Consider the following 11,380-nt stretch of genomic DNA (forward strand, 5'->3'; position numbering starts at 1 on the left):
CAGATCAGGTCGGTTGCCGCGCTTCATGGCGTTCCTCCGGTGTGGCGTCCTGTTTCGCCCACGGAGGCCATGCAATACCCACGCCAACGGACTGCGGAGGCCACCCCCCGGATGGTTTGACTTCCGGCTCCATGCATGTTTCTTCAAGGATATGAGCACCGGGCGAGTCTGGGCCACGCTGGACCCCTTCCTCGAACGCGGCCCCACGCTGGGTCGCATCCAGGCCAACAAGGCCTTTCTCCAGGCGCTCCTAGCCCAGGACCCCTTCGACGCCTACCGCTTCTACCTGCCCTCCAAAGCCGCGGGATCGGACTTCGCCAGACTCGCGGCGGAGCTGCCCGGCAACCTGCCAGGGCTCTCAAAGGTTTTCCTGCTGGACCGGCGCGACCTGCCCCGCGAGATCGAGCGCACCCCGCATCACGCCTTCCACCTGTCGGACTGCATCATGCACCCGGCTTATCTGGCCGCCGTGCGCAACGCACGGTCCCGGCAAATCTTTCCCGTAACGGCCGTGACGCATTCGCTCAGTTACGCGCGTTACGGGCAGGATTTTCTCAAACACCTGAGTCCCTGCACCACCCCGCGCGACGCGATGGTGGCAACTTCGGCCACGGCGGCAAAGGTGGTGCGCGGCTACTACGGCCTCCTGCGTCAGGGTTATGACCTGGACCCGGCAGCCTACCCGGAGCCCGGCGTGGAGGTGATCCCCCTCGGCGTGGACTCGACCCTCTACGCCCCGGCCGACGGCCGGAAGCGCCAGGAACTGCGAACGCGCCTTGGCTTCGGCGAGGAGACGGTGTTCCTGGTGCTGGCAAGGCTCTGCCTGAGTTCCAAGATGGACTTTCTCCCCCTGCTGCGCGCCTTCCACCGCCTGGCCCTGGCGGGGACACCCCTCTCGGCCGTGCGCCTCGTGCTGGCCGGACATGCCGAGCCCGACGGCTGGGGCCGCCCTACCTTCGAGGAACTGGCGCTCAACATCGGCCTGGCCCTCACCGTGATCGAAAGCCCCTCCGAGGAGGCAAAGCGGGAGCTCTACCAGGCCGCCGATGTGTTCCTCTCGCCCTCGGACAACCTCCAGGAGACCTTCGGGCTCACGCTGCTGGAGGCCCAGGCTTCGGGTCTGCCGGTCGTCGCCTCGGACTTTGACGGCTACCGCGACCTGGTCCTGCCGGAGGAAACGGGACTCCTGGCGCGCACCATCGGCCCCCGCGACACCTCCGACGTGGACCTCCTGGCGCCCCTGCGCTTCGACAACCACACCCACCTTCTGCTGGCCCAGCGCCTGGCCGTGGACGTGGGCGGTCTGGCCCGGGCCATCGAGCGCCTGTCCGTCGACCCGGCGGCGCGGCGCGCCATGGCCCAGGCCGCGCGCCGTCACGCCCTGGGCTACTCCTGGGAGGAGATCGCGCGCCGCCACGTGGCGCTCTGGGAGACTCTCTGGGAGCGCCCCGTTCCCGAACAGCCCGCCGCCGCGCACCCCATGGCCGTGGACTATGCCCGGGTTTTCGCTTCCTACCCCACCAAGCGCCTGGCCGAATCGGACACGCTCCAGGCCACGCGTCTGGGATCGGCGGTCTATCGCGGGCAGGACCACCCCGTGGTCCACGTCGGAATGGAGGACATGGTGGACATGCAGGCCGTGCGCTCCCTGCTGGTGCTGGCGCGCAAGCCCCGACCCTTCGGGGAGCTGGCCCTGGCGCTTCCGGCCGCCGTGGAGGGGATCGACGCCGTGCGGGCCGAGACCCTCGTGCTGTGGTGCCTCAAGCACGACCTGCTGGAACTCAGCCGTGGCTGACCGGCCGGGCGTGCACCATCATGCGGTGCTGCGCCGCCGGGGCGGGGCGGCGCGGGTGGCCCGTACGCTGGCCGCGCGCCTGGAGCCGGAACGCCGCGCGGGCCTGAGCTGCGAGATCGACGAACCCGACGACCCGCAATCCGGTGATTCGCCGACCCACGTGACGCTGGTCGCCCCGGAGGACCTGGCGGGGCATGCGCCGGACGGGGTGCTGGTCCATGCGCACGCCACCCGGGACTGGCCAGGGCTCCTCTCGGGCTTCGCCGGGGCCGGACGCCCCCTGGCGCTCACGCTGCACGACTGTTCGCCCTTCACGGGGGGGTGCATCGCTCCTTTGGAGTGTCCCCATTTTCAAGAGGATTGCCGCGACCCCTGCCCGCGCGGCTATCCCGGCTCCGCGGCGGCTCGCGCCATGAGGCGTGAAGCGGCCCTGGCCGCCAGGCCCGTCGTGGCCGCGCCCTCGCGCTGGATGGCCAGGCTCGCGCGCGCGGCCTGGCCCGGCCTGGGCGTCACGGTGATCCCCAACGGGGTGGAGATTCCGGCCGAGTCGGCGGACAAGACCCGGGCGCGCGCGCGCCTGGGCATCGACCCCGGGGCGCGGGTGGCGCTCTTCCTGGCCCATGGCGGGCAGCGCGCCGGATGCAAAGGGGGAGGGCGCTTCGAGGCCATCCGTCTGGCTCTGCGCCAGCGCGCTCCCCAGGCCCTGGCCGGGCGGCTCCTGGTGCTCACGGCCGGAGGCGACGAGGCCCGGCGGAGCGAAGGGGAACTCGTGCTCCCGTACGTGGAAGGCGAATGGCTCGAAGCCCTCTACGCGGCGTCGGACGTCCTGGCCTACCCCACCCTGGCCGACAACCACCCCCTGGTGGTGCTGGAGGCCATGGCCCACGGGCTTCCCGTGGTCAGCTACGCGGTGGGGGGCATCCCGGAACAACTGCCGGAAGGGGAGGGGGGGCTGCTGGTCTCGCCGGGCGACGAGGCGTGCCTTGTCGGGCGCGTACTCGACGTGCTCGGACGCGAGCCGCTCCGGCGCGATCTCGCGGCGCGCGGACGCGAACGCGCCCTGCGCCACTTCGACGCGGCGCGCATGGCTTCCGACTACGAACGGCTCTACGCGGCGGCGTTTCGTCGCGCCTGACCCCCCGGGCGGCCGACTGACCTCCCCAAGAGGGGACCGTCGCCGCCCGCACGACAATCGCCCTGGCGAAACCCTGGGAAAGCCAAGCCCGAAGCGTCTTCCGGCCGTAAGGCTTTGGCCTCGCCCCGCCAACCGGACCGGGCGGGTGCTTCAGGCCGTCAAGCCCCGGCGCGGGAAACGCCGGGGCGGACAGCTCAGGTGCGCCAGGAAAGCTCCACCTTGAGGGAGCCCTTCACTCCTGCGTCCTTGGGCTTCACTTTTCCTTTCATCTCCACTTTCAGGGTCTCGCCCACGGCCACGCCGCCCTCGGCCGAGGGGAGCGTCCCCTGGGCAAGGTCGTCGGCCAGCTTCCTAAGAGCCACGGCGGCGTCGTAGCGCAGCATGGTCTCCTCAACGTCCAGAAGAACGGTCTTGTCGCTCATGGGATGCCTCCATTTGATCGGTTGAACGCACCTTAACGCATTTCCCCGCAGCTTGCATGACGATTCGGCGCTGACGCGCGAAAGTCCTCAGGAGTTTTCCCACCGTGGAACAGGCTGCCCGGAAGGCTCCAGACACTGTAGCCGGAAGCCAGACACGCGGCGCTGCAGCGCGTGATCATCCCCCGCCATGGCGGCATCGACGCACGTCAACGCCGGGAGAACAGATGCCAGATGCCGTGACATTCTCGCCGCCATGCGCGAAAGCCCTTGACAATCGTCCTGAAACGTTCTTCTGAATGATAAAGCGGTTCGAGCATCCCCATGAAAGCCCGACCGGCGGACTTTCAAGCGGAACCCGCCAAGGCGGGGGGGCGTTCTCGCGCCGCCGCCGCATCCTGCGTCAAGTTGCATCCGCCAGGCCACGCGACGGGGATCGGGCGGAGCGACGGCAAGGATGACGCAAGCACGCTGCGAAGTTCATGCGAACAAGGTGCAGTACAATATGTCGCCGATGGACCGAAAACAGCGCATTGCGTCAGCCGCAACATCAACCCGGCCCAGCCCAGGGCTCGCGGCGTGGTTTGCAGCGGGGTTCGCCGCCATGATGCTGCTCGCGGCGGCCGCGCCCCGCACCGCCTGCGCCCAGACCGCCTGGGAGACCTACAAGGCCCGCTTCGTCCAGCCCGACGGCCGCGTCATCGATTACGGCAACAACCAGATGAGCCACTCCGAGGGCCAGGCCTTCACCATGCTCCTGGCACTCTCCCAGGGCGACCAGCCGCTCTTCGAAAAACTCTGGTCCTGGACCCGCGACAACCTCATGACGCCGCAGGCCCAGGGCCTGCCCGCCTGGTCCTGGGGCAGACGCGACGACGGCTCCTGGGGCGTGCTGGACCCCAACAACGCTTCGGACGCCGACATCGTGCTGGCCTGGACCCTCCTTGGCGCCTCCGAACGCTTCGGACGCCCCGAATGGCGCGAGGCCGCGCGCTCCCTGGCCGCGCTCATCCGGGAGAAGCTCGTGGTCCAGGATTCCGGCCTCACGGTGCTGCTGCCCGGGCGCGAGGGATTCGTCAAACCGGGCGAAATCGCCTTCAACCCTTCCTATTTCATCTTTCCCGCCTTTCACGACCTGGCCCGCCTGGACGACGCGCCCTTCTGGCGCAAGCTCCACGCCGCCTGCCGGGAACTCCTGGCCAAAAGCCTCGCCGGAACGTTGAACCTGCCGCCGGACTGGGCCGCCGTGGCCGGGGGGAGGGTGGTCCCCTGGGGAGAGAAAGGACGCCACTTCTCCTACGACGCCATCCGCGTCCCCCTCTACCTGGCCTGGGACAAGGACCGGGAAGGCCTGACCCGCTTCTCCCCGCTGCTGGAGCGCTTCGCGCGGGAGGGAAGCCTCCCCGCCAGGATAGCCCTCCTCCCCGGCGCGCAGGACCAGGGCGAGGCCCCGGCCGGATTCTACGCCGTGCTGGCCCGCGCCGCCGAGACTCTGGGCGACCCCGTGGCCCAGTCCCTCTGGGACAAGGCCGCCGCAAGGCTGCCCGGCGAACAAAACGACTATTATTCCCACGTGCTCTGCCTGATGGCCGGGCTGCGGAGCGGCCTGTGAAACCCTTCCTGGCCGCGCTGGCGCTCCTGGCGCTGCTCTCTGGCGGCCACGCCCTGGCCCAGGGTGTGGAGCGTTCGGGCGGGGGGGCCTCCGTGGTTCGCGAACCCCTCGCCGTACCCGGGACCGGCAGCGCCCGGGAAACGCCCCCGTCGGTGGAGCGCTCGGCCCAGCAGGGGAAACGTGCCGCTTCCGAAACGCCGCTCCCCGCCGTGCCGCCGGAACGCGCCGTGGCCGAAGGCTGGGAACTCTTCTCCCAGGGCGACTTCGCGGCCGCTTCATCCCGTTTTGCCCAGGCCCTGGAGCAGGGCGCGGGCGAGACGCTGCTCCAGGCCAGGCTTGGTCTCGGCTTCGCGGCCATGCGCCTTCAGCGGCTGGATGAAGCCCAGACGCAGTTCCAAACCCTCGTGGACAAGGGTTACCGGCTCCCGGAGAGCCTGCCCGCGCTGCTTACCGTTCAGCGCGCCAGGGGCGACAAGGCCGCCCTGGAAAAGACGCTGGCCCTTCTGCCCGAGGCCCAGCGCGCCCAGTGGCGCGAGCCCGTCCCCATCGAGCCCGTGGTCCAGGCCGCCGCCCCGACCGCAACGCCCGACGGCGTGCGCCAGGCGCTGGCCCGCGCCGGATCGGCCCCCGACGCCCGCAGGCTGGCCGCGCTGCTCAAGGAGCATTCGCCCGCCCTGGAGCGTTGCGCCGACGCCGACGTGTTCCTGAAGATCGCCCAAGGCCTCGCGGGCGTCTCCCGACAGGACGAGGCCCGCTCCGTGCTGGATCGCCTCGCCGCATGCCCCCGCCAGGATTTCGGCGTGCGCCTGGGCGTGCTCTACGAACTGGCCGCCCTGGAGTCCCCGGCCGTCGTGCGCCAGAAGCTGGAACGCTACCGGCAGGCCTCGCCCCCGTCCGACCCCGCCCGCGCCGAGGCCCTGCGCCGTCTGGCCCTGACCCTGGACCGCAAGGAGATGGGCGACGCCTCCACCAGCCAGGCCCGCAAGCTCCAACTGGCGCGGGACATCCTGGCCGCGGACCCCGCCGATCCCGACGCCCGGGCCGCCCTGGCCTGGGACGACCTCGCCAACGGCCGCGCCGCCCAGGCCCAGCGGGCGTTCCGCGAATTGGCGGGAGCCTTCCCCAAACGCCTCGATCTCCAGTTGGGACTCGGCTACGCCAACCTGCGGCTCGGCCTCCTGGACGAGGCCCTGGGCGTGGCCGCCTCCAGCGGTCATGCCGACGACCCCGCCATGCGCGACCTGGCCTATCAGGTCCATGTGAAGCAGGCCTTCACGGCCCTGGACGCCAAGGACCCGGCCCTCGCGGCCAGGCAGGCGGAGGCGGCGCGCGCCCTCCAACCCGGGGGAGGGGAGCTTGCCGAACTCGACGCCTGGATCGCCCAGGCCCGGGGCGAGGACGCCAAGGCCTTGAAAACCTTCTCCGATCGGTACGCGGCCACGGGCGACAAGCGCTTCCTGGCCCCCATGGCCCAGGGGTACGCCGCCACGGGGCAGCGCGTGAAGGCCTTCGAGACGGCTGCACGGATGGCCCAGGACCCCGAAACCAAATCCGCCGCCGCTGATTTCTACGCAACCCAGAAGGCCCCCATCCTGGCGGCGTCCACGGGTACGGACGGCTGCTGCACCAACGCCGACACCCCCCAGATCGACGCCCTGGGCTTCGTGCGTTCCAAGACCGGCGACAAAGGGACCTCCCGGCTTCTGGAATGGAGCGTCCCGGCCCGATACTCCTGGGCTCTCCCCTCGGGCATGCGCTTCACTGCCGGGGCCTCGGCCCATTTCCTCTCCAGCGGCGACGCGCCCCAGTCCCCCTATGCGGGCTCCTACTTCGCCCGCGTGGCGGGCACGCCCCAGCGCAACGCCCTGCTCACGGACCTGACGGTCTACACGCCCCTGCTGGCCCTGGACGTGGAAGGCCCCTACCGCTGGAGGCTGGAGGCGGGCACGTCGCCCATCGGAGGCCCCGTCGCGCCCCTGCCAACATTCGCCTTCTCGGTGTCCACCCCGGAATGGGAGCTGGCCGTACACCAGAAGGCGGTCACGGAATCCATCCTCTCCTGGACAGGCCTGCGCGACCCCTACGGCTCGCGCTCCTGGGGCCGGGTGCTGCGCACGGGCGGCCGGGGCAAGATCACCTTCACACCCGCCAAGGACTGGTTCATCACCACTGGCGGGCAGGCCGACTACCTCTGGGGCGAGAACGTGGAGGGCAACGCCGGCCTCTCCGGCAACCTCTCCGCCGGGCGCACCTTCCGCTTCCAGGAGGCCGAGCTTGCCCTGGGCGCGTTCGCCACGCTCAAGCACTACGCCGTGAACAGCAACTTCTACACCGTCGGCCACGGCGGCTACTACAGCCCGGATCTGCTCTTCATCGCCGGGCCGTTCGCGCGGCTGCGCACCCCCGAATGCCGCACCTGGTGGCTGGATGTGGAGGGCTCCGTGGGCTGGCTCTACGAGAACAACGCCGGAGCGCCCAAGTACCCCCTGGGCTCTTCCACGGCGGGGCTCACCTCCGGCCAGATCACCGAATTGGGCGGCCGTTACGCCGCCAAGACCGAGACGAAACTCGCCTATTCGGCCAAAGGCGAGGCCCTGCTGCGCATCACGCCCCACGTGGCGGCAGGCGTCTTCGGCGGCGTCTCCAACGCTTCCGACTACACCGAGGCCTACGGCGGCCTGGGCCTGCGCTGGTCCTGGGACCCCCAGAAAGCCTTCTGGGCCCCCAAGGAACTCTTCCGCCGCCAGACGCCCTTCGATCGCGATTGATCCCCGCGCCGCGTCATGCCTGCGGGCATCGCGCCCGTCGATACCAGACCTTGCCAAAGGGTTGATGCCCTGCGCGCTGAACGTTAGAGAATATCATGGCGTTCGTTGTACACAGGCATCAACCAACAACTCAGAGGAACCCCATGAAGAAGCATGTCGCAATCCTGTCGGCTGCCGTCCTGTCGTGCCTTCTCTTCGTCGGCGCGGCCCTGGCCCAGCAGCCTTCCACCCCCGTGCCCACCGACGCCCGCAAGCAGACCACCCTGGGCAAGTACTGCACCGCCATGGAAGCCTACCTCATGTGGCGCGCCAAACCCAAGGAAGTGGTTATCCTGGACGTGCGCAGCCCCGAAGAGTACGTCTTCGTGGGCCACCCCGAGATGGCCCTGAACATCCCCGTGCAGTTCTTCAGCCCCGCCTTCGACGCCGAAAAGAAGTCCTACGGCATGGCCGCCAACCCCGACTTCGTGGCCCAGGTGGCCAAAAAGCTGGACAAGAACGCCACCATCATCGCCATGTGCCGCAGCGGACAGCGTTCCGCCGCAGCCGTGAACCTTCTGGCCGCCGCCGGGTACACCAACGTCTGGAGCATGGTGGACAGCTTCGAGGGCGACGCCGTGACCGACCCCGAGAACCTCTACAACGGCAAACGCATGAAGAATGGCTGGAAGAACTACGGCCTGCCCTGGACCTACGCCCTCAACCCGGCGCAGGTGTTCGTCAAATAGCGAACGAACCCCCGGCAACTCGGAGAGCCCCTTCCGGCAACGCCGGAAGGGGCTCGTTCTTTCCAGGGTTCGCGCTCGGCGCGCCTGCGGATCGCTTCTCGACGATTTCCCTTCAAGGGGCGCTCAAGGGGTTGGAAACGCCCCGCGGGAGGGTTGCTCCGGCGTCACGTGTTTGTTTCGCAGTGTCGAAAACCGGGGCTGCATTCCAACATACGTCATTGGTTTCAGCTGGTCGCCTGGACAACCCGTTTGGACGCGATGTTCAGTCGCAACACCCGGCGGCCTGGGACACGACGTGCCAAGCGCCGTATTCGGCGGCCTCACGCGGCGTCAGGCCGTGGGCTTGATCTCCCAGAAATCGCCCAGCGGCTTGCGGCCGGAACTGCCCACCCAGGAGATGAACTCCTCCACTACCTTGCGGATGGCGTCGCGGATGGCCCGCACCTGGGCAAGGCGCTCCTCGCGGGTTCCGGTGACGGCCGCCGGGTCCTCGAAGGCGAGGTGCAGGCGATGGGTCATGCCCGGGAAGATGGGGCACTTGGAACCCTCGGATTCCTCGCACACGGTGATCACGTAGTCGAACACCCGGCCCTCCCGGAAGAGATCGAAGACCTTCTGGGACCCTTTGTCCGTCAGGTCCACGCCAACCTCGGCCATGACCTCCACCACCAGGGGATTGATGGGGCCGGGTTCGAAACCGGCGCTCTCCACATGGAATCCGTCGCCGCCCAGCAGCTTCAGGTAGGCCTCGGCAATCTGGCTGCGCGCGCTGTTGTGGACGCAAAGGAACAGAACTCTTTTCATGCACGTCTCCAAAAAGGATGGATGTAGGACTTCTTCGGCTAGAGGACGAACGTTACGAATCCGTTTCGAAACGTGGCAGAGCGCATCGAACGGCTCCCGATCCGTGTCCATGACGCAGCAGTGGGGGCTTTCGGCGGGAACACGCCCTGATTGGCCCTTGCAACCGCCAGCCAGACGGGTATGAAGAAAGTCAATCTGGGCGCTGCCCCCGGGCGCGCCGCCGCACACGGAGGATACAGATGTCGGTAAAGCGCATTCTGATGCTCGTCGGCGACTTCGTTGAAGACTACGAAGTGATGGTCCCCTTCCAGATGTTGCTCATGGTGGGGCACGAGGTGCACGCCGTCTGTCCCGGCAAGAAGGCCGGAGACAAGGTGAAAACCGCCGTGCACGACTTCGAGGGCGACCAGACCTACACCGAAAAACCCGGCCACAACTTCCTCATCAACCACGATTTCGACTCCGTGGACCCCCTGGACTACGACGCCCTGGTGATCCCCGGCGGACGCGCCCCGGAATACATCCGCCTCAACGAGCGCGTCCTGGACATCGTGCGCCACTTCGCCGAGGCCAAGAAGCCCATCGCCTCCGTCTGCCACGGCCAGCAGGTGCTCGTGGCCGCCGGGGTCCTTGCGGGCAAGGGCTGCACCGCCTACCCGGCCGTACGCCCGGACATCCTCATGGCGGGAGGCAAATGGCTGGAAATCAACGACACCTTCTCCAACGCCCACGTGGACGACAACCTGGTGAGCGCCCCAGCCTGGCCCGCACACCCCGAATGGATGCGCAAATTCCTGGGCCTGCTGGGCTCCGTCATCCAGCCCTAGCAGCAAGAGCCCTGTAGACGCCTGAGCGGCCACCGCGAGGGGCCGCTCAGGCACATCCCGCCGCCTCCCTCGGGTTGCGGCTCAACCCGAGGTCTTCCCATGAAGCGACTCGTGGTCGGCATCTCCGGCGCAAGCGGAGTGGTCTACGGCGTGCGGCTGCTCGAAGTGCTGCGCGCCATTCCGGACCTGGAAACCCACCTGGTCATGAGCCAGGGCGCACGCCTCACCCTGCGCCTGGAGACGGAGCGCGAACTGGACGATGTGCTCTCACTGGCCCACGTGGTGCACGATCCCTCCAACCTGGCGGCTTCCATCTCAAGCGGCTCCTTCCGCACCCTGGGCATGGCCGTGGTCCCCTGTTCCATGAAGAGCCTGGCCCAGATCGCCCTCTCGCTCAACGACAACCTCCTCACGCGAGCCGCCGACGTGGCCCTCAAGGAGCGCCGCAAACTGGTGATCGTCCCGCGCGAGACTCCCCTGCACCTGGGGCACCTGCGCCACATGACCGCCGTCGCCGAGATGGGCGGCGTGATCCTGCCGCCAGCCCCCTCCTTCTACCACGGGCCCCAGACCATCATGGACATCGTGGACCAGACCGTGGGCAAGGTGCTCGACCAGTTCGGCCTTGAGCACGACCTCTTCCGCCGCTGGAGCGGACATGACGCGTGAGGAGTTCGAGGCCGCCGCGCTGGCCCTGCTGGACTCCGAGCGCACCCTGACCCTGGCCACCTGCGGCCCCGAAGGACTGCCCTGGGCCACCGACGTCTGGTTCGCCCGGGATGGCCTGGCCCTGGTCTTCTACTCCTCGCCGCGTTCACGCCACTGCCGCAACCTGGCCGCAAGCCCCGCCTGCGCCGCCACGGTGCACGCGCGCACTGACTCCTGGAAGGAAATCAAAGGTCTGCAGATGGAAGGCGAGGCGCGCGAGGCCCAAGGAACCGCCGCCAAGGCCCGAGCCCTGGCCGCCTACGTGCGCCGCTATCCCTTCGCGGCCGCGCTCCTGGCCGGAGGAGGGGAGGCGGCGGCGCGCTTGGCCAAGGTACGCGCCCACGTGTTCCGGCCACGCTCCATCCGCCTGGTGGACAACGCCCGGGGGTTCGCGACGCGCTACGCCATGCGCGTGGAAGACGGACTCTGGCAGGGCGAGCCTGAGGCTGAGAATCACTGAGGGCAAGGGATCGCTGCGGTTCCCGGAGCAAGACCCTTCACCTTACCCTTCGCGGTGGCGTTCGGTGCGGTTGCGGCGGGGGGGGGGGGAGGTGCGGTAGGAGGAATAGCCTCCGGCGGCCTAA

Annotated in this window: 10 protein-coding genes; 8 read left to right on the top strand and 2 right to left on the bottom strand. The window is 68.9% G+C overall.

Annotation, left to right across the window (positions count from 1 at the left end):
- Positions 1 to 151 precede the first annotated feature (151 nt).
- Entirely contained in the window at positions 152 to 1,795 is a 1,644-nt protein-coding gene (locus NNJEOMEG_RS20050; protein WP_173087256.1) for a glycosyltransferase family 4 protein, read from the top strand.
- Entirely contained in the window at positions 1,788 to 2,930 is a 1,143-nt protein-coding gene (locus NNJEOMEG_RS20055) for a glycosyltransferase (RefSeq protein ID WP_173087257.1), read from the top strand. The genes NNJEOMEG_RS20050 and NNJEOMEG_RS20055 overlap by 8 nt, the downstream gene beginning before the upstream one ends.
- 194 nt (positions 2,931 to 3,124) lie before the next feature.
- Here NNJEOMEG_RS20055 and NNJEOMEG_RS20060 read toward each other — a convergent pair whose 3' ends face one another.
- A complete protein-coding gene (locus tag NNJEOMEG_RS20060) occupies positions 3,125 to 3,352 on the bottom strand; it encodes an amphi-Trp domain-containing protein (protein ID WP_173087258.1) in 228 nt (75 codons plus the stop codon).
- Positions 3,353 to 3,953: 601 nt separating this feature from the next.
- Between NNJEOMEG_RS20060 and NNJEOMEG_RS20065 the strand changes: the two genes are divergently transcribed.
- The 3 genes from NNJEOMEG_RS20065 to NNJEOMEG_RS20075 all read left to right on the top strand — a co-directional run bounded on the left by NNJEOMEG_RS20065 (position 3,954) and on the right by NNJEOMEG_RS20075 (position 8,457).
- Positions 3,954 to 4,961, top strand: coding sequence for a family 8 glycosyl hydrolase (locus NNJEOMEG_RS20065; protein ID WP_173087259.1), 1,008 nt, complete (start codon positions 3,954 to 3,956; stop codon positions 4,959 to 4,961).
- The gene (locus tag NNJEOMEG_RS20070; RefSeq protein WP_173087260.1) at positions 4,958 to 7,729 is read left to right on the top strand and encodes a cellulose synthase subunit BcsC-related outer membrane protein; all 2,772 of its coding nucleotides are present in this window, start codon (positions 4,958 to 4,960) and stop codon (positions 7,727 to 7,729) included. The genes NNJEOMEG_RS20065 and NNJEOMEG_RS20070 overlap by 4 nt, the downstream gene beginning before the upstream one ends.
- Positions 7,730 to 7,872: 143 nt before the next feature.
- Entirely contained in the window at positions 7,873 to 8,457 is a 585-nt protein-coding gene (locus tag NNJEOMEG_RS20075; RefSeq protein ID WP_173087261.1) for a rhodanese-like domain-containing protein, read from the top strand.
- 330 nt (positions 8,458 to 8,787) lie between these two features.
- Here NNJEOMEG_RS20075 and NNJEOMEG_RS20080 read toward each other — a convergent pair whose 3' ends face one another.
- Positions 8,788 to 9,261, bottom strand: a complete 474-nt coding sequence (locus NNJEOMEG_RS20080; RefSeq protein WP_173087262.1) for an arsenate reductase ArsC — start codon at positions 9,259 to 9,261, stop codon at positions 8,788 to 8,790.
- A 239-nt stretch (positions 9,262 to 9,500) separates the two neighbouring features.
- Here NNJEOMEG_RS20080 and NNJEOMEG_RS20085 point away from each other — a divergent pair, with 239 nt between their 5' ends.
- From NNJEOMEG_RS20085 to NNJEOMEG_RS20095, 3 genes are all read left to right on the top strand, one after another.
- Positions 9,501 to 10,088, top strand: a complete 588-nt coding sequence (locus NNJEOMEG_RS20085; protein ID WP_173087263.1) for a DJ-1/PfpI family protein — start codon at positions 9,501 to 9,503, stop codon at positions 10,086 to 10,088.
- A gap of 99 nt (positions 10,089 to 10,187) precedes the next feature.
- Entirely contained in the window at positions 10,188 to 10,757 is a 570-nt protein-coding gene (locus NNJEOMEG_RS20090) for a UbiX family flavin prenyltransferase (RefSeq protein WP_173087264.1), read from the top strand.
- Entirely contained in the window at positions 10,747 to 11,256 is a 510-nt protein-coding gene (locus NNJEOMEG_RS20095; protein WP_173087265.1) for a pyridoxamine 5'-phosphate oxidase family protein, read from the top strand. The genes NNJEOMEG_RS20090 and NNJEOMEG_RS20095 overlap by 11 nt, the downstream gene beginning before the upstream one ends.
- Positions 11,257 to 11,380 lie beyond the last annotated feature (124 nt).

Origin of the sequence: Fundidesulfovibrio magnetotacticus, from assembly GCF_013019105.1 — a bacterium.
Lineage (GTDB): Bacteria > Desulfobacterota > Desulfovibrionia > Desulfovibrionales > Desulfovibrionaceae > Fundidesulfovibrio > Fundidesulfovibrio magnetotacticus.

Excerpts from the sequence above, each read along its gene's own strand:
- NNJEOMEG_RS20080 (WP_173087262.1), bottom strand. The coding sequence starts at position 9,261 with ATGAAAAGAGTTCTGTTCCTTTGCGTCCACAACAGCGCGCGCAGCCAG.
- NNJEOMEG_RS20050 (WP_173087256.1), top strand. The coding sequence starts at position 152 with ATGAGCACCGGGCGAGTCTGGGCCACGCTGGACCCCTTCCTCGAACGC.
- NNJEOMEG_RS20075 (WP_173087261.1), top strand. The coding sequence starts at position 7,873 with ATGAAGAAGCATGTCGCAATCCTGTCGGCTGCCGTCCTGTCGTGCCTT.
- NNJEOMEG_RS20085 (WP_173087263.1), top strand. The coding sequence starts at position 9,501 with ATGTCGGTAAAGCGCATTCTGATGCTCGTCGGCGACTTCGTTGAAGAC.
- NNJEOMEG_RS20095 (WP_173087265.1), top strand. The coding sequence starts at position 10,747 with ATGACGCGTGAGGAGTTCGAGGCCGCCGCGCTGGCCCTGCTGGACTCC.
- NNJEOMEG_RS20060 (WP_173087258.1), bottom strand. The coding sequence starts at position 3,352 with ATGAGCGACAAGACCGTTCTTCTGGACGTTGAGGAGACCATGCTGCGC.
- NNJEOMEG_RS20065 (WP_173087259.1), top strand. The coding sequence starts at position 3,954 with ATGATGCTGCTCGCGGCGGCCGCGCCCCGCACCGCCTGCGCCCAGACC.
- NNJEOMEG_RS20090 (WP_173087264.1), top strand. The coding sequence starts at position 10,188 with ATGAAGCGACTCGTGGTCGGCATCTCCGGCGCAAGCGGAGTGGTCTAC.